A 21,524-nucleotide genomic window follows, 5' to 3' on the forward strand; every position below is an offset into this window, starting at 1 on the left:
TGATGGCAATCACACACCACCGAGAACACTCACGAATTCGCAAGGAGAGCCGATGTCGACTCAGCCCATTGGACCAGCCGATTACAGCAAGACACCACGTTTCGCGGGTCCTCCGACCTTCGGTCTGCTCCCGCGCATCGACGAGGTCGAAGCACAGCGACCAGGTGAGAAGATCGACGTCAAGATCCTCGGCGTCCCCTTCGACGCCGGCGTCAGCTACCGTCCAGGTGCACGATTCGGCCCCGCCCACATCCGCCAGTCCTCCAAGCTGCTGCGCCCTTACAACCAGGCGACGAACGTCCACGCGTTCACCTGGCAGCAGGTCGCTGACTGTGGTGACCTGGGCGTCAACCCCTTCGACATCGAAGAGGCCATCACCGAAGTCGAACGGACAGCCGATGAGATGCGCGCTGATGGGGCCAAGCTGCTCACACTCGGCGGCGACCACACACTGGCCCTGCCGAACCTGCGTTCCCTGCACAAGACGCACGGCAAGATCGCGGTCCTGCACTTCGACGCCCACCTCGACACCTGGGACACCTACTTCGGTGCCCCGTACACGCACGGCACCCCGTTCCGTCGCGCCAGCGAAGAAGGTCTGCTCGACCTCGAGTCCTGCATGCATGTCGGCATCCGCGGACCGCTCTACGGTGAAAAGGACCTGGAAGACGATGCTGTGCTCGGATTCCAGATCATCCGCAGCGACGACTACCAGTTCACGTCCGTCCAGGAGGTCGTGGCACGGATGCGCAGACGACTCGGCGATGCACCCGTCTACCTGTCCGTCGACATCGACGTCCTCGACCCTGCTGCCGCCCCCGGCACAGGCACCCCCGAGGCCGGCGGCATGACGAGCCGCGAACTGCTCAACTCGATTCGCGGCCTGCAGGGGCTCAACGTCGTCGGCGCCGAGATCGTCGAAGTGGCGCCCGCCTATGACCATGCCGAGATCACCGGACTCGCCGCCGCCCACGTCGGCTATGAAATGCTCTCCCTGTGGGCTGCCGAGGCCAATGGTCTCACCGGACCTTCGGGCCCCAGCGGCGAAGCACTGGGAGTCTGAAGATGGGAGATGACAAGAACACCATGCCTGACGAGGAGTTCCGCAACGGCGGCCGGGCCGTCATCGCGACTCTGGCCGCGCACGGCGTCGATACGATCTTCGGAATTCCCGGCACACACAACCTCGAGTTCTACCGACACCTGAGCGAATTCGGCATTCGTGCCATCACACCACGCCATGAGCAGGGTGCCGGCTACGGTGCCGACGGATACTTCCTCGTCTCCGGCAAACCCGGAGTCGTCATCACCACATCGGGTCCGGGACTGACGAATGTCATCACGGCCGCGGCGACCGCCTATGCGGAGTCGCGCCCGATGCTCATCCTCTCCCCCGGTGTTCCCACCGGGCTCGAGCGCGCCGATGTCGGAATGCTCCATGAGACAAAGGACTCCTCCGGGGCGCTGAACCGCCTGTTGGTCTCCTCTCAGCGCACCCGCACGGCCGAGGGTGCTGCGCAGGCCGTCGCCGAAGCATTCGCCATGTTCTCCTCCTCGCGCCCCGGCCCCGTTCACATCGAGGTTCCCCTCGACGTTCTTGAGGGCGTCTGGAACGGCAGTGTGCCGACGCAGATCCCTGGCCGCCGTCCGGGCCTGGACCCGCGAGTCATCTCCCGTGCCGCCGAGGCGGTGGGCGGTGCCACTCGTCCGCTCATCGTCGCCGGTGGCGGGGCCCGCAAGGCGAGCGCCGAGGTCAGGGCCTTCGCGGAGGAACTCGATGCCCCTGTGGCCACAACCGCCAATGGCAAGGGCATCATCTCCGAGGAGCACCCGCTGTCCTTGGGCTCCAACGTTCGCTTCCCCAGCGTTCAAGCTGAGTCTGCGGCAGCCGACGTGCTCATCGTCCTCGGCTCCGAACTCGCCGACTCCGACCTCTGGGGCGGACTCATCGGCGCCCAGACATCGGCCGGCATCCGCAACGAAGCCTCCACACAGGTCGTCATCCGCTGCGATATCGACCCCGACCAACTGGGCAAGAACCTCGGCGGGGACATCCTCGCCTGCGCCGATGCAGGGGAATTCCTCACCGCGCTGATGACCGAACTGGATCAGAACGCGCCCACGACCACCTCGGCAAGAGATATTCCCTCCACAGGAAGCGGAGCCGAACGCGTTCAGGAGATCCGAGCCTCCTGGGGTTCGGACTTCGACTTCGAGTCCATCGGCGCGCGTGTCACTCGCCTCGTCGAACAGGGTGCGGGACCTTCCGTGGTCATCGCCGGGGACTCCTCCCAGGTCACCTACGACGGGTCGGTGCACGCGCTGACTGCCAACACGCCTGATCAGCTGCTCTACATGCCCGGTTTTGCGACCTTGGGGTACGGGATTCCTGCGGCCATCGGGGCCAAGCTGGCCGACAGTGCGCGTCCGGTTGCCTGCATCCTCGGAGACGGAGCTGCCATGTTCTCCGTCCAGGAGCTGATGACGGCGGGCGAACTGGGGTTGGGGATTCCCTTCGTCATCGTCGACAACGGCGGATACGCCGAAATCGAGGCTCAGATGGTCGACCGGACGATCGAGCCGTTCGCGGTCAGGCTCGCCCGTCCCGACTTCGCGGCCCTGGGGCAGTCCATGGGTGGGTCAGGGGTGACGATCGCGGAGTCCGACATCGACGAGCTGCTCCCGACCGCCGTCGCCGAGGCGCTCGACCGGACCGTTCCCACCACCATTCACATCACACTCGGGTGCTGAAGCACCCGTTGAGCCGATTGCTCATGCAGCCAACCAAGAAAGGGTCGACGTGGACTCTCTAGTCGTCATCATCTATCTCGCCGCCATGGTGGGATTCGGAATCTGGGGCCGGTACAAGGCGAAGAATCAGGACGATTTCCTCGTCGCGGGCCGCCGCCTGGGCGGGTGGCTGTACACGGGCACGATGTCCGCGGTCGTCCTCGGAGGGGCCTCGACTATCGGCGGTGTCGGCCTCGGCTACACCTCGGGGCTGTCGGGGATGTGGCTGGTCTTCAGTATCGGCCTTGGCATCATCCTGCTGTCGCTGTTCTTCGCCCCGCGGATTCAGAAGCTGGAGATCTACACGGTCTCACAGATGCTGGAGCTGCGCTACGGAAAGGGCTCCCGCCTGGTCTCTGGCGCGATCATGACCGCCTATGGGCTGATGATCTCCACGACGTCGACGGTCGCCTATGCGACGATCTTCCACGCGCTCTTCGACATCAATAAGTTCTGGTCCGTGCTCATCGGTGGTGGAATCGTCATCCTCTACTCGATGCTCGGCGGAATGTGGTCGATCACGCTGACCGACTTCGTGCAGTTCTTCATCCAGACCATCGGCATCTTCCTCATCATGCTGCCGATCGTGCTGAGCAAGTCCGGTGGCATCGGAGAGCTCTTCTCATCGCTCCCGGCTGAGCAGACCAGCCCGGTGGGCATCGGCTGGCAGGCAATTCTCGGCTACATCCTCATCTACACTCTGGGCCTCCTCATCGGACAGGACATCTGGCAGCGGGTGTTCACCGCACGCAGCCCGGGCGTGGCCAGGTGGGGCGGTCTGTCGGCTGGCGTCTACTGCCTCCTCTATGCCGTGGCGGGTGCGCTCATCGGCATGGCCGCCACGAAGATCGTTCCCGGCATCGAAGTCCAAGACGATGTGTTCGTCGCCGTCGTCGATGCTGCGATGTCGCCCCTGCTGGGCGGATTCGTCCTCGCCGCGGCACTGGCAGCAATGATGTCGACAGCCTCCGGCTCGCTCATGGCGGCTGCGACAGTGTGCCGCCAGGACATCGTCGAACCGCTGCTTGCCCGCAAGGACATCGTTCCGGTGACTGCTGAATCAGCCGGTGACGCCGATTCGGTGCACGGCGACGGTTCTCCTCTCAGCTCCGGCGAGGCGAGGAAGTCGACGCTGGTGAAATCGCTGGTGCGCGAGACCGGCGACGAGATCCGTGATTCTCGCATCTACCTCATCGGACTCGGCGTCGTCACCCTCATCCTTGCGATGATCATGCCCAGTGTCGTCGAGGCGCTCACAGTCGCCTACAACCTGCTGGTGGCCGGACTCTTCATCCCCATCCTCGGTGGGCTGATCTTCAAACGCGGAAACATCATCGGCGTCATGGCGGGTATGATCCTAGGTTCGCTCACCACGATCGTCATCATGATCACCATGGGAATCTACTCGAACGAGGCCATCTACCTGGGCCTCATCGCATCACTGCTCGGCTACGTCATCGGCTCTCTGGTATCGAAGCCGACACCACCGGAGGTCATGGCCGCATGGAAGGAACGACTGAACAGGTAGCAGGCACCCAGCCACCAGCACCCCCGCAGCTGGCTGCGCTGCGGAGCCGCCATCGAGAAACGCACGCTGCGTCGAATCTCTCATGCGCGCGTGCGCTTTTCGACGCTCGCAGCGTTTCTCGGTGCAGCAGGTCCATGTGGACCAGCAGAACTTTGCCGACCGGCTCGCCGTGATCTATATTCGAATGGTCAGGCCGGTGCCAACGTCGAATCCGGTTGCTGCCGAACAGCCGGCGCTCGAAAAAGGAGCGCGAAGCCGCGGAATTCGCGTGTGAGACATATATGGATCGTTCTCTTCCATATCTCTCATCCGCGAAAGGCCCCTGATGGCTCACACTTCGGCACACGTCGCCCACACTCTGGCCCACCACATCGATGAAGTCTTCGGACTCATGGGCAACGGCAACGCCTACTTCCTCGATGCTCTTCTGACCTCCACCTCGGCGACTTACACTGCCGTTCGACACGAAGCCGGCGCCGTCGTCGCCGCCGACGCGCACTTCCGCACCTCCGGCAGAATCGCCGCGGCCACCACCACCTACGGCGCCGGGTTCACGAACACCCTCACTGCGCTGGCCGAAGCCGCGCAGGCCAAGGTTCCACTCGTCCTTGTCGTCGGCGACGAACCCACGTCCGGCCCGCGGCCCTGGGACGTCGACCAGATCGCCATGGCCTCCGCGGTAGGTGTGCGCACCTATACCGTCGGTCGCGTCGATGCGGCGGCCGCGACTGTCACCGCAATCGAGCACGCGCTGACGTACCGAGTGCCCGTTGTCCTCGCGATCCCCTACGATGTCGCAACCCTCGACATCGGTGAGATACCCTCGGTTCCGGGTCCCGGACGACCTGCTCCCCTGGCGCCGTCGTCCGAGTTCTCACAGACCTCGCTCGCTCGTCTGACAGCTGCCCTCGCCGAGGCGGAACGTCCGATCCTGCTGGCCGGCCGAGGTGCGTGGTTGGCAGGAGCAGAGGCCGAGCTCGGCGCCCTGGCAGAAGCCACAGGGGCGTTGACTACGACTACCGCCCTTGGCCGCAATGTCTTCCCAGATGCCGACTATGACCTCGGCGTGGCCGGAGGATTCGGTGCCCCTGAGGCCATGGAGCGAATCCGTGAGGCAGACATCGCCGTCGTCTTCGGGGCTTCGCTCAACCAGTTCACGATGCGATTCGGCGAGCTGTTCCACCCGTCGACAGCGGTCTGGCAGATCGACACCGATGATCGGGCTACGAATGCCCGGGTCGGCGGTTTCATCCGCAGCGATGTCAAGCTTGCTGCGGGCGAGCTGGTCACACGGCTGGAGGCCTCGGGTGCGGTAGCGAGCGGGTGGCGCGAGACCGTGGATACGGCGGCTGACCGGGCCTACGAAATGGGCACGGAATTCGCCGAGGACGGTCGCCTGGACCCACGCGCTGCCGCTGCACGCCTCGGTGCGCTGATGCCAGAGGACCGAGTTGTGGTCTCCGATGGAGGTCACTTCATCGCATGGGCGAATATGTTCTGGGAGCCCAGCGCACCCGACCGTCTGGCGATGGTCGGCACGGCGTTCCAATCGATCGGGCTCGGCTGGCACAGCGTGGCAGGCGCGGCACGCGCCAATCAGGAATCGACGATCGTTCTCACCACCGGCGACGGGGGCGGGGCCATGGCGCTGTCCGACCTCGATACCGCAATCCGTTCGGCCGGGGGCCGCGGCATGGCCGTCGTCTTCAATGATGCCGCCTATGGCGCAGAGGTGAATCTGTACGGACTCAAGGGACTGAATAAGGCACCGATGCTCATCGATGAGATCGACTTCGCGGCGCTGGGCAGCGCCGCCGGAGGCCGCGGGGTTGCCGTCCACTCGCTGGCCGACCTCGAAGTCGTCAACGAATGGAAGGCGACTCCGGTCGACGATCGGAGGTTCCTGGTGCTTGACCTGCGGATCTCGGGTGCGGTCATTGCCCCGTATCAGGAGGAAGTCATCCGTGTGAACTCGTAGAGATCGGCGCTGACGTATCCAGGTTCTGGCCACTCAGACATCAAATTGCCAGAGTCGTTCAGTCCTGATCATTCGTGTTCTGGAGGTCGGGGAGAGACGAGTCCCTGGAACAAGGGTGCCGGGAACCAACAGAAAAAGCCCTGGGTTCACAAGGAACCCAGGGCTTTGAAGTGGAGATGGCGGGAATCGAACCCGCGTCCGTCGGCAGATTGTCAGGACTTCTCCGGGCGCAGTTCGTGAAGTAGTTTCTTAGGTTCTGGCCCTCACACGAACATGTGGACCAACGAACGGAGTTGAGTAAAAGTCCCTCAGATACCCTCAACGAATATCTGAAGCAGTGGCTCCCTAAGCGACGCCAGGACCTAGAGTGGAAGCAACTCTAGACTGACGGATTCGCAGCTCGGCCTAATCAGGCAGCGAGGGCGAAATCGGTGCGGTTATTAGACTTAGCACCTATTGTTTTGCAGAGGACATTAACGAGATGACTCTACATTCTCGGCCCGCTTCTCCCGTCGCAGTGTCCGACGTCGAAACCGATCATCCCCATATTCTTTTACCAAAGCTGCCCAGCTCATCCACCTGCGCAAACAGGCTCATGCGCCGACCAGAATAACCAGCATACTCCCACAACACCACACGACCCAATTGCATTCCCGCGGACGGGAATTCAATCAGATCTTCGATGTCAGAGGGCCAGGTTCAGAGGAACTGCTTGGACTTGATCGCCCGCTCAGCCTCACGCTTGTCCTGCGCTTCACGCAGGGCCTGACGCTTGTCCCATTCACGCTTGCCCTTGGCCAACGCGATCTCGACCTTGACGCGCGATCCGTCGAAGTACAGCTCCAGCGGAATGAGGGTGCGCCCCGACTCCTTGACCTTCTGCGACAGTCGGAGAATCTCCTCGCGGTGCAGCAGCAGCTTCCGGCGACGGCGCGCAGTGTGGTTCGTCCATGTCCCCTGTGCGTACTCGGGAATGTAGACACCCTCCAGCCACGCTTCGTTCTGGAAGATCAGCGCAAACCCGTCGGTCAGCGACGCCCTGCCCTCTCGCAGTGACTTCACTTCGGTTCCGCTCAGCACGAGACCGGCCTCCCACGTATCTTCGATGAGATAGTCGTGGCGCGCCTTACGGTTCCTCGCGATGACTTTCTTGCCAGTTTCCTTCGGCATGACCGGCCTCCTTCCTCTGTCTCAAATCAGCCTGTCCGGCCCCGGCTTTCAGTCTCAGAAGACTGCTCAACCGCGTAGACACGCAGACCCACAATTCTATCTCAATGATATCGCGTGCGAAAGGCCACGGTGCCGCCTACCGAAGGCTCACCTCGGCGAGGCCGGGCTCAATCGGCTGCGGTCAGGAGATGTAGGGCATCGGATCGACGTATCCGCCGTTCTTCATGACCTCGAAGTGCAGATGGCAGCCGGTGGATGCGCCGGTCGTACCCGAATCCGAGATGACCTGACCCTTCTTCACCTTCTGACCATCGTGGACCTTGAGGTCCGTGTTGTGGTTGTACGTCGAGGCGATCGAGTCGCCCTTGATCTTTCCGTGGGAGATGACGACGCGGTTGCCGTAGCCGCCTGTCCATCCCGAGGTCACGACGATGCCGTCGCCGGCGGCCCGGATCGGGGTGCCGCAGGGGACGCCGAAGTCGGTGCCCGAGTGCAGCTTCTTCGCACCGGTGATCGGGTGGATACGGTAGCCGAAGGGCGAGGTGATGGGATACCCCTCGGCCGGATTGGCCAGCTCGCCGTCTCCATAGACGAATTTGCCCTTCTTCTCCTGCTCCTTCTCCCACTCGCGAACCTTCTTCGCCAGCCGGTCCTGTTCGTCCTGCTCCTTCTGCAGCTGTTCCTCGGTCGTGGCTTTGTTGTCAGAGATCGTCTTCTCCGCATCGTCCTTCGCGGAGATGATGTCGGCCAGGCTATCGGACTTCTTCTTCGCGTCGATCTGTGCGGCCTCTTTGGCCAACACCGCCTCGGCGGCTTCGTCCTTGAGGTCCGAGATCTCATCGGTGACACCCGAAAGGCGCTCCTCGTTGTTCTTGTTGACCGCTCGCTGCTCGGAGAGGTTGTCGATCGTGCGCTGCTGTGACCGGACGGCGGAGTCCACGCGCCCGATTCCACCGTCGGCGCTTGTCCCCTCGGCCATCTGCAGCAGCATCGCCAGGTCAGAGGTGATGCCCGAGTTCTGATATGCCTGACGCCCGATGCGCGCGGCAGAGGTCTTGTGCTTGTCGATCTCCTCCGCGCCGTCCTTGATCGAGGTTCTGAGGTCCGACTGTGCATTCTCCGCCGAGGTGAGTCGAGCGGCCATGGCATCATCCGTCTCAATGGCCTCACTCAGCGCATCGTCGGCCTTCTTCGACGCGGCCTCAGCCTCGGGCAGCTTCTCCTCCGCCGCGTCGCGTTCGGCGATGACTCGAGCCAGGTCCTCGTCGAGACCCTCGAACTCCTGCTGGAGCTCCTTGACCCGGTCATCGACCTTGCTCTTGTCATCGCGGGGATCGGCCCCCGCCGAGCTCACGGGCAGGACGACAGCCAGCACCGCTGCCGTCACCGCTAAGCCGAGTCTGCGTTTCATCTCAGACCTTCGTGTACTTATTCAAAGTGATCAGGGATGATGCACCGGCCATGATCACACCGATGGCAATGAGAATCGGGGCAACGATGAGGACGTTGACTCCGGAGATCAGGCTGAAGCCCGTCGCCTGCCCTTCCAGCCAGCCGCTGACGCCGAAGTGGACGAGGAGCCCCAGTGCACCAGCGGACAGGGTCGCACCGATCGCCGAGGCGATGACGCCTTCGAGCAGGAACGGGAGCTGAATGAAGGTGTTCGACGCACCCACCAGCCGCATGATTCCGGTCTCGCGCCTCCTTGAGAACGCGGAGAGTCGGATGGTCGTGGCGATGAGCAGCATGGCGCACAGCAGCATGATTCCGGCAATCGCGACCGCGACGACGGTGGCAATATTGAGGACGCTGAACAGGCGATCGAGGAGCTGGTTCTGGTCAACGACCTCCTCGACGCCCTGGGTCGAGGAGAACGATTCTTTGATGATGTCGTACTTCTCGGCGTCCTGGAGTTTGACCCGGAACGACTCGTTCATCTCGTCTTCGGGAACGGTGCCTTCGAGGCTGGTGCCCTTGAACTGATCCTGGAAGTGCTCGAAGGCCTCACCCTTGTCTTCGAAGTAGACCTCGTCGACGTAGGGGGCAAGCTCTGAGCTGTTCAGCTGATCTTCGATGTTCTTCTTCTGCGTATCGGTGGCTTCGCCTTCGACGCAGTTGGTGGCTTCGGAGTCCGGCGGGCACAGGAAGACGGAGACCTGGACGCGGTCGTACCAGTAGTCCTTCATCTGCCCCACCTGCATCTGCAGCAGGATCGCGGCGCCGACGAAGAGCAGGGACACAAAGGTCACGAGCACCACGGACAGGACCATGGACACGTTCTTGCGCAGCCCTGACCAGACCTCGGAGAGGATGAATCCGGCCCTCATGAGGCGACTCCGTACGTGCCCTCTTCGACGTCGCGGACGATTGTCCCCTCGGAGAGTTCGATGACTCGTTTTCGCATCCGGTTGACGATCTCTCCGTCGTGAGTGGCCATGAGCACTGTGGTTCCGTTGCGGTTGATCTTCTCAAGCACCGACATGATATCGGCACTGGTGGTCGGGTCGAGGTTGCCTGTGGGCTCATCGGCGAGCAGGATACCCGGCTTGTTGACGACGGCACGGGCAATGGCAACGCGCTGCTGCTCACCGCCGGAGAGTTCGCTGGGGTAGCGCTTCTCCTTGCCGGCCAGTCCGACGGTCTCGAGCACATCGGGGACCAGGGTCGACATGGATGCCCGGGATTTGCCGATGACCTGGAGGGCAAAGGCGACGTTGGCGAAGACGGTCTTGTTCGGCAGCAGACGGAAGTCTTGGAAGACCGTGCCGATCCCCCGCCGCAGGTAGGGCACCTTCCAGCTGGGCATCTTCACGACCGATTTTCCGGCGATGTGGATGCGCCCGGCGCTGGGGACCTCTTCGCGCAGGATGAGGCGGATGACCGTGGACTTACCCGAGCCCGAAGCACCGACGAGGAACACGAATTCTCCACGCTCGGCCTCGAACGAGATGTCGTCGAGTGCTCTGCGGGAGCGTGTGTCGTAGGACTTCGAAACTGAGTCGAATTTGATCAAGAGGGTCTTCAATCATGTCGCGGATGGCTCGGCCGCTTCCACTGTACGTAACAGCCCCGTCATGATCCGGGAGGCTTAAGGGCGTGTGTTGCGCATTGGAGGAAGTTCACAGCCGCCCAGGCGGTGCATCGTCTGGGCACTGAGTCACCCGGACCTGCCGCCCAAACGTTCTGTCCAGAGCTTCCGTCCAGAGCTTCGGAGGCACCATGTTTTCCGCTTACCTGAGTTCTGTGGAAATATGATGGCTTGAGGAACAGACACGGAGAAGTGGTTATATGACAGACGAGGCCGGGACTAAACGAGGCAAGCCCCGCCCCAGCATCAAGGACGTCGCCGCCTTGGCCGGTGTCTCATGGCGCACCGTCTCCAACGTCATCCACGGACATCGCTACCTGCGGCCGGAAACTAAGGCAAAGGTTGAGAACGCGATCGCCGAACTGGGATACAAACCTCAGATGGCGGCTCGGCAATTGCGCAGTGGGCGCAGCGATGTCATCACACTCGCAATTCCCTACATCGACCACCCCTATTTCGCCAGCTTGGCGCACGCCGTCGTTGAGGCGGCCAAGGCATACGAATACACAGTGTTGATCGACGAGACTCGCGGCCTGCCTGACAAGGAAGAACAGGTTGCTCGCGGTTACCAGAGCATCCAGACGGACGGCATCATCTTCAGCCCCCTGACGCTGCCTGTCGACTCAATTCTGGCTGCGCGCGACGACACACCGCTCGTCCTGCTCGGGGAGCACACGCTCGATCCCAGAATCGACCATGTCACCGCCGACAATGTCGAATCGACCCGCGAAGCGACTGAACACCTCATCTCACTCGGCCACCGCCGAATCGCCTTCCTCGGCTATCTCACTGAAGGCACCCTCGGCACCGGAGACCTGCGACTCGAAGGCTACCGCCGCGCCCTCGCCACAGCCGAGATAGACGAGAACCCAGAGCTGATCATCGGCGCCGCTCCACAGTCCGATCTGGCCGAAGCAGTCGGCGCAGAAAGCGACTACTCCCGCGAGGAGGGCTACTCCCGCGCTCAGCAGATTCTGCTCCTGCACCAGGCAACTCAGATCGATGCAGTTGTCTGCGCGAACGACCTTCTGGCCATCGGCCTGCTTCGTGCGCTCAGGGAAGCCGATGTGAAGATACCGAGCGACATCGCTGTCACCGGCTGGGACAACACCCCGGAAGGCGGATATTCCGCCCCAACGCTCACGACGGTTGCGCCTGACATGAATGCAATCGCGCGGTTCGCCGTTGAAGCAGTGCACAAACGCATCCAGGGCTCATCCGAGGCTCCGGTCGGCCGCGTGGCACCTCACCGCCTGATGATCCGCGAATCGACAGCGGGCACTGCGAGCTAAGCACTCACGTCCCAGATCGGGCGCCTGTGCTTCTCACGCGGATCGGCTCTGCCCGTCTGATATTGACTGGGTTCGCGACCTCACTGACCCTGTTCGTCGGCAGCATCTCTGCCCACCTTCGATACTTCCTTCGATACCTCGGCCCATTTATTTCCACGTTGCAATACGCTCGTCGGTCTGCTTAGATCTTCATACAGAGCACCTTTGGTGAGGCCCCTCGCCTCTCCGGCTGTGCTCACATCTGCACGCCTGGCCTCGAACCAATCAATCGCCTGGTGTGGAAAGTGAACGGCACCCCCGCCGAATAGCGCGTCAGAAGTCAGAGCCTTCTGACGCCTGGAATGACCAAGGAAGCTCATGCCTGTGAACAGCACCGCCAACCCGATCAAACAGCGCGATCTCGAAAAGCCTGGCCTCGTCGAGAAACTCGGCTATGGAATGGCAGGTGGCGCCAATAACGTCGTCTGGACCGGGATTTCAACCTTCCTCGTGTACTTCTATACCGACGTCGTCGGCATCGCCGCAGGGCTGATCGGAACCATCTTCCTCTTCTCACGGCTCGTCGACGGGGCGAGTGATGTGGTGATGGGCGTCGTCCTCGACAAAACGCGCACTCGCTTCGGTAAGGCTCGACCGTGGCTCCTATGGATGGCCCTGCCGTTTGCCGTCGTCGCCACGGCACTCTTCGCGGTTCCCGACGCCAGCACAACCACCCAGATCATCTACATCATCATCACCTACAACATTGCGCTCCTCGTCTACACCGCCGTGGAGATCCCACACGGCACGCTCGGCGCGCTGATGACCTACGACCAGCACCAGCGATCGGTGCTCAACGTAGCGAAGATGGTCGGTGCCTATGTCGCCATCATCGCCATCACGAACATCACCCTGCCGATCGTCGACTTCTTCGGCGGAGGCCAGTCCGGCTGGATCTACGCATTCATCCTCTTCGGGCTCATCGCCGCTGCCACGTATTTCTTCACGTTCTGGTCCACAAAGGAACGCACGGATCCTGTCGGCACCAAACAGGACAAGGACCGCCCAACCGTCAAAGCCAGCCTGGTCTCGCTGGTGCGCAACAAATACTGGTTCATCTCGACCCTCGTCCTGCTGCTGATGTACATCTACAATGCGATCACCGCCGGAGTCGCGATCTACTACTCCGAGTATGTGCTCGGATCGCCTGCGCTGGTCGGGCTTGTCGCCACTGCACTCACCCTTGCCACTTTGGGCGGCATGCTCATCGTCGTGCCCATCACTCGTCGATTCGGCAAGCGCAACACCGCGATCGTCGGCTGTCTGATCGCCATCATCGGTTCCATGATCATCTTCGCCGTACCCGACAGCACTGCCGTCGTCGTCATCGGACAGGTCGTCCGGGGAATCGGCAAAGCCGCGATCATGGGCGTCATCTTCGCCATGCTCGCCGACACCATGGAATACGGCGAATGGAAGACAGGCATCCGCATCGAAGGACTCATCTACAGCGGAGCGAGCATGGGGATCAAAGTCGGCACCGGCCTGGGAAGCGCCCTCATCGGCTGGGGACTCGCAGCGAGTGGGTATGCAGGAGACCAGGCGACACAGTCTGCGGAATCGGTGACGATGATCTCGAATCTCTTCATCTGGGTGCCGACACTCGTCAGCGTCCTCATGGCAGTGCTCCTCTACTTCTTCAAGCTCGACAAGCAGTATCCGCAGATCCTCAAGGAGCTCCAGGAGATGAAGAGCGCGAAGGCCTGATCGTCGACACTTCGAGGCATCATTGTCTGCGGCAGAGCGCTGTCTGCCCCAGCTCGGAGTCGAACCACGACTCGCAGGTGAACCGCACGAACCGAACCACGATTGAACCAGAGCAAGGGAAACACATGGAGAATGAACTGCACGAGCCCGTCGACATGTGCCTCAGTGACGGCACACTCAACGAAGCGGCCGTCGGATGGAGTCGGTTCCCGCTGCACAGGGCTAACCTCAAGGGCTGGGGCCGTCGGAAGAGGTTCGACTACTGGTGCATCGTATCGCCGGAGATGATCCTCGCATTCTCCATCTCGGACACCGACTACAAGTCCGCTACGTCCCTGTTCTTCCTCGACAGAACAACACAGACGGAGACGACAGCAGGCAGCATGGACTGGTTCAGGTCCAATCCGACCTCACGCGCACCATGGGGCACCCAGCCGATCCACTCGGGCAAGAAGGACCTCGACATCTCGATCACGCCCGGAGATCAGGCAATGATGCTCAACGTCGCGACACCACATGTGAACGCCGAGGTGGAAGTGAGCATTCCACATGATCATCAGTCGATGGGCGTCCTGGTTCCGTGGAGCAAACGGCGTTTCCAGTACACCCGCAAGGACAATTGCCTGACCGCGAGCGGACGTGTTCGAGCCAATGGTGTCACCTACCTGCTGGATGAGAAGACGACGACGGCGACCATGGACCACGGGCGCGGGAAGTGGCCATACGAAACCCTGTGGAACTGGGCCTCAGGCAGCGGTATGACGAACGGTGAGGAAATCGGCCTGCAGTTCGGTGCCAAGTGGACCGAAGGAACCCCATCGACAGAGAATGCGCTGCGCCTGGGCGGTCAGATCGAGAAGATCAGCGAAGAGCTCGAGTGGACGTATGACACCGAGAATTGGATGGCTCCCTGGACGATCAAGGGCGAACGAGTCGATCTTCAATTCACTCCCGAATACCATCGCCATTCCGAATTCGACAAGAAGATCGTCAGCAGCCGAGAGGATCAGGCCTTCGGCTACTTCTCCGGCACCGTGTGGTCACTCAGCGGTCGCGCGTACCCGGTTGAGAAGGTCTTCGGCTGGGCTGAAGAAGTTCACCGCCGCTGGTGACGCTGCTCAATCCGAGCAGATGAATGTGGGCGTGCGGTCGATTCCTTTGAGGAATCGACCGCACGCCCACATCTCGTTCGGGGCAGGCTCGCACCTGTGAAGGTCAGGAAGCCTCTTCGGCCATCTCCTGCTCCTTGCGCCAGCGAATTCCGGCTTCGATGAGGCCGTCGAGGTCACCGTCGAAGACGTTCGAGGGGTTATTGACCTCGTAGCCTGTGCGCAGGTCCTTGACCATCTGGTACGGGTGGGTGACGTAGGAGCGCATCTGGTCACCCCAGCTGGCCTTGATGTCACCGGCCAGTTCCTTCTTCTGCGCCGCTTCTTCCTTACGTTTGAGGTCAAGGAGGCGTGACTGCAGCACGCGCATCGCGGCTTCGCGGTTCTGGATCTGGGACTTCTCATTCTGCATGCTCACGACAACGCCGGTGGGCTCGTGCGTGATGCGCACGGCCGAGTCGGTCGTGTTCACGGACTGACCGCCGGGACCCGATGACCGGTAGACGTCGATGCGCAGGTCGTTCTCATCGATGTCGACATGGTCGGTGGATTCGATGAGCGGTACAACCTCGACAGCGGCGAAGGATGTCTGGCGACGTCCCTGGTTGTCGAAGGGACTGATGCGCACAAGACGGTGGGTGCCTGCCTCAACGGACAAGGTTCCGTAAGCGTAGGGAGCATTGACCTGGATCGTGGCGGACTTGATGCCCGCGCCCTCAGCGTAGGAGGTGTCGAGCTGCTGCACGTTGTACCCGCGGTTCTCGCCCCAGCGGATGTACATGCGGATGAGCATCTGAGCCCAGTCGGTGGCATCGTCGCCGCCGGCACCGGAGCGCACAGTCACCACGGCCGAACGTTCGTCGTATTCGTGGTTGAGCAGCGTCGAGATCTCGAGCTCGGCCAACTGGTCGTGAAGCTTCTTGAGGTCACGCTCGGCTTCGACCTTCGAGTCCTCATCGCCTTCGTCCTCGGACATCTCGATGAGGAGCTCGGCATCGTCGATGCGTTCACCGAACTTCTCGAGCTTCTCCAGGGTTCCCTGCTTGTGCGAGAGCGTGGCCGAGATCTTCTGCGCTGAGTCCGGATCGTCCCAAAAGGACGGCGCCGACGCCTGCTCCGTCATCTCGGCGACCTCTGAGCGAAGGTTGTCCAGATCAGACACGTCCAGGATCGCCTTGTAGGTCTGACGGAGGTTGGCGATTTCAGCAGAATAATCAATGGCCATAATGAGTCCAGCCTAGTGCATCGCGGCCCTCAGGCTTGAATCCTCACCCCTGCCTCTCACCGACGACCGGCGCCGAGGTAGTACGTGATGTCGCACCACCTCGGCGCGGGATCGAGTGGGCACCGACACAATTGAGCGCCACCAGCAGGAGATCAAGTCATCCCGCCGGTGACGCGGTCCGTAGTGCGCGAGGCTTGAGCGGAAAGCCACTGCAACAGTGATGAGAAACTCTACCCGATTAGGGGAATGTGCAATGCGAATTCAGTCGCGAGTCGACTCGAAATCTTCGTGCTGAAACTACAGGTATGACATTTTACCGTCATGACGAGAGTTATCCACAGATTCGCGGAATCACTGGATTCTTGATTCGACTACATATAGGTTAAAAACAAATCAAGCTGTGAGAAACATGATTCGTATTCTGGACGCCAGGGGTTCAATGTGGAAGCCACCGAGGTCATCAAGAGCGAAGTTCACAAGAGGATCAGAGACCTCGATGTGGACCCTCGCGCCGATATGCAACGCTCGCGAAAGGTCATTCGCACTGTCATCTCTGAGTACGACGAACGCAGCCTGGTCGCGGATCTTCCGCCCTTAGAAGACAAGGAAGCAACGTTTCGCTCGATCGACAACCAGCTTTCGGGCTTCGGTGCGCTGCAGGACTATTTCGATGATCCCCGGGTCGAGGAGATCTGGGTCAACTCCCCCAGCGAAGTCTTCATCGCCATCGACGGACTCCATCAGCTGACAACGACGAAACTGACCGCAGGTGAACTCGATGATCTCATCGAGAGAATGCTGCGCACCTCGGGTCGCAGGGTCGACCTGTCACAGCCTTTCGTCGATGCCATGCTTCCCGACGGCTCCCGACTCCATGTCGTCCTGCCCGATATCACCCGTTCCTTTCCTGCGGTCAACATTCGCAAATTCATTCAGCGTCCGCGGAACCTCGCCGGCCTCGTCGCCCAGGGATCCCTGACACCGGCGGCCGCCAGATTCCTTGATGCGGCAGTGGCCAGCGGTGCGAATATCTTAGTCTCCGGGGCCACTCAGGCAGGCAAGACCACCATGCTCAATGCTCTGGCCGGTTCCATTCCCGCCCGAGAGCGCATCATCTCCTGTGAAGAGGTGTTCGAACTCAACCTGCCTAGCCGCGACTGGGTTCCTATGCAGTGTCGCCAACCGTCGCTTGAGGGTACCGGCGAGGTCACCCTGCGCTCGCTGGTCAAGGAAGCTCTGCGCATGCGACCGACCCGCATGATCGTCGGGGAGGTCCGTGAGGCCGAGAGCCTCGACCTGCTCGTTGCCTTGAATTCGGGGCTGCCCGGCATGGGAACGATCCACGCGAACTCTGCCCGCGCCGCGATCACGAAGATCTGCACTCTGCCGCTTCTGGCCGGGGCGAACAACTGATTAGGGGTGTGCAACTTCCCCACACCAAACCAGTAGCCGGGTAGTCATCGGCCTATTGATTGGCGACACTACGCGAAATCGGCCGCGAAAGCTGACGCATAGCCGAAGCAACCAAAGAACTCTTTTACCCACGTCGCCCACATCTCCTACTGAAAATTCTATTCGCATGGGGATCCATTGAGGCTCGGGCCCCAGCCATGCCTCATGTGCAAACCAATGACACGCGCCACGGCACCGCGTGAGCCGCTTTTCAGAGGCCCGTCACCCGCTTGACAGCGACCAGAACAACAAATAGCGTATTCACCAGCGAGACGCTGTCTCGCTAGGAGGAACACACGAAGAGGTGAACATGCTCCATCGAACGCTGACCGTCGCAAGCCTCATGGCTGCATTAAGTTTGATCGTCGGTTGCTCAGCACCGATTGATTCAGATCTAGCGAAAACGAATTCTCAGGCATCTCAGGCACCGGTTGAACTAGAACCATCAAGCCAGGTTCAAAACCTCATGCCCGAGGAGCTCACTGACAAAGGACAAATCAACATAGTCGGCACGCAAGGGTCTCCCCCAACTTCATTCTCGAATCCGGCAATTGGATCAGACGGTTTGAACGCCGACTTAGCACGCGCGATCGCATCGATTATGGGATTGGAAGCAAACATCACACTGATTCCAACCGACGGAATTGTCCCAGGGCTCCAGTCCAACAAATACGACCTAGCTGTCGCGTCAATGTCACCCAGTTCGGAACGCCTCGAAGTCCTTGACATGGTCGCGTTCACTAAAGGCGGCTCGGCAATCGGAGTGCCAGAAGGAAACCCTCGAGACCTCACTCCACAAAAGTTGTGCGGGCTGAGAGTTGGGGTTCCGAGAGCGTCCTTCCAATCAACACATCGACTCCCGGAGCTGAACGAGGAAGAATGCTCTTCCAAGAATCGCCCAAGTATCCGAGCTGTCACGCTCCCTGACCAGGGCCAGACGCTTCTCTCGCTGACCACGAATCGCGTCGAGGCCATCATGGTCGACGGACCAGTACTGTCCTACGCGCTCAAGAAACAAGGAGAAAACCTCGACGTCCTCAAGGATGACTCCAACCCTATGTCAACAGGTGGATTGTCGGTTACAAAAGGAAGCACACTTACTCCGGCATTGCTCAAAGCGATGGAAGTACTCCGAGATTCACCAGAGTACGAGCAGATCTACAAGAAGTGGGGAATGCCCGAGTATGCCCTTCCGCATGACGAACTAGGCGAACTAGAGGAGTGAACCCGACCATGACTGCGGACATTCAAGAATCGGTCCAAACCGGCCAGACAGACAAACGGAAACCACCTCCGCGTGGAAAGATGACATATGTCGCGATTGCGGTTGTGACTATCGGCCTACTTGGCCTCGCTCAGGATGTTGTGACCAACCCCAACTTCGGCTGGCGCGTTGTCGCCCAGTACGTATTCAGCGGTTACATACTCAAGGGGCTTACACTCACCATCGCGTTGACTGTTCTAGTCATGTTGCTTGGAACTCTTGGGGGACTCGTCATCGCCATGATGCGAATCTCCAACAGCGTGTTCCTCAAGATAGTCGCCAATTGCTACATCAATCTCTTCCGAGGCATACCACTGCTGATTCAGGTACTCTTCTGGTTTAATATCGCAGCTCTATTTCCAAATATCAGAATCGGCATACCCTTCGGTCCCACTTTCTCAGAACTCGATACCAACATGCTAGTGACACCTTTCATTGCTGCGGTGATCGCGTTGACTCTCAATGAGATCGCATATATGGCCGAAATCATTCGAGGTGGACTACTTGGGGTAGACAGCGGACAGTACGAGGCGGCGGAAGCATTGGGGATGCCGCCTCGCATGACGCTGAATGTCATTCTCCCGCAGGCAATCAGAATCATTATTCCTCCCACTGCAAATCAACTCATAACGACGTTCAAAAACACGGCGCTTGTCAGTGTGATCGGCTTGGCAGATCTCCTTCATTCGGCCCAGATCGTGTACGCGATAAATTACCAGACAATCCCCCTTCTTATTACCGCTTCACTGTGGTATCTCTTACTCTCCTCTCTGCTGAATTGGTTGCAGTCAGTACTTGAGAAGCGATATTCAAAGGGGTTCCAGCCACGCACTAATCGTCGTAAGCCGAGCACTGATAAGACCCCGGAAGAGACATTGGTTTAGAAAGGGAACGATGACCATGACAACGAAAGGGGGCAGTGTGCCCACACCCAAGGTTGATCTTCAAGGTGTCATAAAGCGCTTCGGGGACCTGCAGGTCCTCAACGGAATTGACCTGCAGATATCTAGTGGTGAGGTGTGCTGCCTCATCGGTCCCTCCGGTTCAGGCAAATCCACTCTCCTACGTATGGTGAATGGTCTGCTTCTCACAGACGAAGGTCGCGTATACGTTGACGGCACTCTCATGGGCTTCCGCGAAGAGGGCAATGATCTAATCGGAATCACATCACCGCAATTGGCACGTCAAAGACGCAATATTGGTATGGTCTTCCAACGGTTTAACTTGTTTCCCCACTTGACTGCACTGGACAATGTAACGATCGGCCCGATTAAACTGCTTCAGATGAACCGCAAGAAAGCCGAAAACAAGGCTCAAGAGCTGTTGGCCCAAGTCGGCCTTTCGGCCCGTGCAAGCTACTACCCGAATGAACTCTCTGGCGGTCAACAACAACGCATAGCAATTGCGCGAGCCCTGGCCATGGATCCCAGTGTCATGCTTTTCGACGAACCAACGTCAGCGCTTGACCCAGAACTGGTCGGAGAGGTTCTCAGCGTCATCAAATCGTTGGCTGCGGATGGGATGACGATGCTTGTCGTCACCCACGAAATCTCCTTTGCACGCGAGGTCGCAGACACGGTGGTTTTCATGGATCAAGGAAAGATTGTGGAAAAGGGGCCGCCGGAGCAGATTCTCACCCGGCCGCAATCAGGCAGAACTCAAGACTTTCTCGCACGAGCTACGGAGGCCCGATGACAATCGAGCTAGACCGAATCAGAAACGATACTCCCGGCGTGGCCGACCGAATCCACTTCAACAATGCTGGCTCTTCCTTGCCGCCCAGGCCGGTAGTCGCAGCCGTTGTCAATTATCTTGAGCAAGAAGCATTGCAAGGCGGATACGAACTCCGAGAAGCACGGTCAGCCGATATCGCCGACGTTTACAACCGGATTGCTTCGTTCATCGGAGCTTCTTCACCACAGGAAATAGCACTCAGTGAGAACGCAACTCGCGCCTGGGACCTTGTATTCTACGGTCTCAACTTCAAACCTGGAGACATCATACTCACCTGCGAAGCCGAGTATGGGTCGAATGCAATCGCGTATCTCCACCACGGAAAAGCTCATGGGGCCGAGATACGTGTCATACCAAACGATGCCACTGGCCAGATTGATTTGGAGATACTAGAGCGAGAGTTGACCGATCCTAGGGTAAGACTCGTCTCGATCAATCACGTCCCGACTCAGGGGGGACTAGTTAATCCAGCAGAGGAGGTAGGAACACTTGCCAACCAAGCTGAAGTTCTCTATCTACTCGACGCCTGCCAGTCCATAGGACAGTTGCCAATCGACGTCGACACCATCGGCTGCGATGTACTGACCGCGACAGGACGTAAATTCTTAAGAGGACCGCGCGGAACCGGATTCCTCTACGTACGAGAATCCGCGATTGAACAATGTAACCCGGCATTTCTAGAAAACGGTTCGGCAATCTGGGATAGCCCATGGAACTACTCTCTCAAGCCAGGCGCACAACGCTACGAGTCCTGGGAAAAGTCTTATGGCCTTCTCGTCGGCCTAGGCGAAGCTGTTCGGTATGCCTCGAATGTCGGCATCGACAACATCTGGGCACGGGTCTCACTGCTGGCTGGCGACCTGCGTGATTCGCTAGAAAGCATTCCTGGAGTTTCCATCTCCGATCAGGGGCAGCAACGTTGCGGCATCGTCACTTTCCAAGTGATTGGACATGATCATCAGAAACTACGCGAGGCTTTGCACGAACACAGTATTAACGTCAGCGTCTCTCGGTCGACGTCTTCTCAATGGGATCTTCCCGCTCGCGGTTTCAAAAGCGTGATGCGGGCCTCGATACACTACTACAACACCGAAACCGAGGTGGATACTTTCACCGACGTGCTTTCCACACTGCTGAAAGAGGCATAA

At 60.0% G+C, this 21,524-nt stretch carries 17 protein-coding genes, 1 other RNA gene and 1 pseudogene; 13 read left to right on the forward strand and 6 right to left on the reverse strand.

Annotated features, from left to right (window positions below; all coding sequences use genetic code 11):
• Positions 1–52 precede the first annotated feature (52 nt).
• From speB to JTF07_RS02195, 5 genes are all read left to right on the forward strand, one after another.
• Positions 53–1,063 carry an agmatinase gene (speB, locus tag JTF07_RS02175; RefSeq protein ID WP_204232682.1) on the forward strand — a complete coding sequence of 337 codons (1,011 nt, stop codon included), beginning with the start codon at positions 53–55 and terminating at the stop codon, positions 1,061–1,063.
• A 2-nt stretch (positions 1,064–1,065) separates the two neighbouring features.
• The gene (locus tag JTF07_RS02180) at positions 1,066–2,751 is read left to right on the forward strand and encodes a thiamine pyrophosphate-binding protein (RefSeq protein WP_204232683.1); all 1,686 of its coding nucleotides are present in this window, start codon (positions 1,066–1,068) and stop codon (positions 2,749–2,751) included.
• Between the two features lie 49 nt (positions 2,752–2,800).
• Positions 2,801–4,318, forward strand: coding sequence for a sodium:solute symporter family protein (locus JTF07_RS02185; protein ID WP_204232684.1), 1,518 nt, complete (start codon positions 2,801–2,803; stop codon positions 4,316–4,318).
• Between the two features lie 121 nt (positions 4,319–4,439).
• Entirely contained in the window at positions 4,440–4,592 is a 153-nt protein-coding gene (locus tag JTF07_RS02190) for a hypothetical protein (RefSeq protein WP_204232685.1), read from the forward strand.
• Positions 4,593–4,643: 51 nt separating this feature from the next.
• Positions 4,644–6,296 (forward strand): thiamine pyrophosphate-binding protein, encoded by a 1,653-nt coding sequence (locus JTF07_RS02195; RefSeq protein WP_204232686.1) that lies wholly within the window; start codon positions 4,644–4,646, stop codon positions 6,294–6,296.
• Positions 6,297–6,464: 168 nt separating this feature from the next.
• Here the strand turns inward: JTF07_RS02195 and ssrA are convergent.
• The 5 genes from ssrA to ftsE all read right to left on the reverse strand — a co-directional run bounded on the left by ssrA (position 6,465) and on the right by ftsE (position 10,479).
• Positions 6,465–6,841, reverse strand: a transfer-messenger RNA (tmRNA) gene (gene ssrA, locus JTF07_RS02200).
• 154 nt (positions 6,842–6,995) lie between these two features.
• Positions 6,996–7,466: an SsrA-binding protein SmpB gene (gene smpB, locus JTF07_RS02205; protein ID WP_198396913.1), complete on the reverse strand. Its 471-nt coding sequence runs from the start codon at positions 7,464–7,466 to the stop codon at positions 6,996–6,998.
• A gap of 181 nt (positions 7,467–7,647) precedes the next feature.
• On the reverse strand, positions 7,648–8,877 hold the full coding sequence (locus tag JTF07_RS02210; protein ID WP_204232687.1) for a peptidoglycan DD-metalloendopeptidase family protein: 1,230 nt from the start codon (positions 8,875–8,877) through the stop codon (positions 7,648–7,650).
• Position 8,878: 1 nt separating this feature from the next.
• On the reverse strand, positions 8,879–9,793 hold the full coding sequence (ftsX, locus tag JTF07_RS02215) for a permease-like cell division protein FtsX (protein WP_143923457.1): 915 nt from the start codon (positions 9,791–9,793) through the stop codon (positions 8,879–8,881).
• On the reverse strand, positions 9,790–10,479 hold the full coding sequence (gene ftsE, locus JTF07_RS02220; RefSeq protein ID WP_204232688.1) for a cell division ATP-binding protein FtsE: 690 nt from the start codon (positions 10,477–10,479) through the stop codon (positions 9,790–9,792). Before ftsE ends, ftsX begins: the two co-directional genes overlap by 4 nt.
• 275 nt (positions 10,480–10,754) lie before the next feature.
• Here ftsE and JTF07_RS02225 point away from each other — a divergent pair, with 275 nt between their 5' ends.
• The 3 genes from JTF07_RS02225 to JTF07_RS02235 all read left to right on the forward strand — a co-directional run bounded on the left by JTF07_RS02225 (position 10,755) and on the right by JTF07_RS02235 (position 14,704).
• Positions 10,755–11,846 carry a LacI family DNA-binding transcriptional regulator gene (locus JTF07_RS02225; RefSeq protein ID WP_204232689.1) on the forward strand — a complete coding sequence of 364 codons (1,092 nt, stop codon included), beginning with the start codon at positions 10,755–10,757 and terminating at the stop codon, positions 11,844–11,846.
• 357 nt (positions 11,847–12,203) lie between these two features.
• Positions 12,204–13,592, forward strand: a complete 1,389-nt coding sequence (locus tag JTF07_RS02230; RefSeq protein ID WP_204232690.1) for an MFS transporter — start codon at positions 12,204–12,206, stop codon at positions 13,590–13,592.
• 125 nt (positions 13,593–13,717) lie between these two features.
• On the forward strand, positions 13,718–14,704 hold the full coding sequence (locus tag JTF07_RS02235) for a DUF2804 domain-containing protein (RefSeq protein ID WP_204232691.1): 987 nt from the start codon (positions 13,718–13,720) through the stop codon (positions 14,702–14,704).
• A gap of 103 nt (positions 14,705–14,807) precedes the next feature.
• On the opposite strand, the gene prfB is transcribed toward JTF07_RS02235, so the two are convergent.
• On the reverse strand, positions 14,808–15,926 hold the full coding sequence (gene prfB / locus JTF07_RS02240; RefSeq protein WP_204232692.1) for a peptide chain release factor 2: 1,119 nt from the start codon (positions 15,924–15,926) through the stop codon (positions 14,808–14,810).
• Between the two features lie 441 nt (positions 15,927–16,367).
• Here prfB and JTF07_RS02245 point away from each other — a divergent pair.
• The 5 genes and pseudogenes from JTF07_RS02245 to JTF07_RS02265 all read left to right on the forward strand — a co-directional run.
• Positions 16,368–17,333 (forward strand): annotated as a pseudogene (locus tag JTF07_RS02245) (TadA family conjugal transfer-associated ATPase); the annotation flags it as partial.
• 355 nt (positions 17,334–17,688) lie between these two features.
• Positions 17,689–18,603, forward strand: coding sequence for a transporter substrate-binding domain-containing protein (locus JTF07_RS02250; RefSeq protein ID WP_204232693.1), 915 nt, complete (start codon positions 17,689–17,691; stop codon positions 18,601–18,603).
• A gap of 8 nt (positions 18,604–18,611) precedes the next feature.
• Positions 18,612–19,526: an amino acid ABC transporter permease gene (locus tag JTF07_RS02255; protein ID WP_204232694.1), complete on the forward strand. Its 915-nt coding sequence runs from the start codon at positions 18,612–18,614 to the stop codon at positions 19,524–19,526.
• 10 nt (positions 19,527–19,536) lie between these two features.
• A complete protein-coding gene (locus JTF07_RS02260) occupies positions 19,537–20,337 on the forward strand; it encodes an amino acid ABC transporter ATP-binding protein (RefSeq protein ID WP_286672894.1) in 801 nt (266 codons plus the stop codon).
• A gap of 38 nt (positions 20,338–20,375) precedes the next feature.
• Positions 20,376–21,524: an aminotransferase class V-fold PLP-dependent enzyme gene (locus JTF07_RS02265; protein WP_204232695.1), complete on the forward strand. Its 1,149-nt coding sequence runs from the start codon at positions 20,376–20,378 to the stop codon at positions 21,522–21,524.

This window comes from Brevibacterium sp. RIT 803 (genome assembly GCF_016892625.1).
Lineage (GTDB): Bacteria > Actinomycetota > Actinomycetes > Actinomycetales > Brevibacteriaceae > Brevibacterium.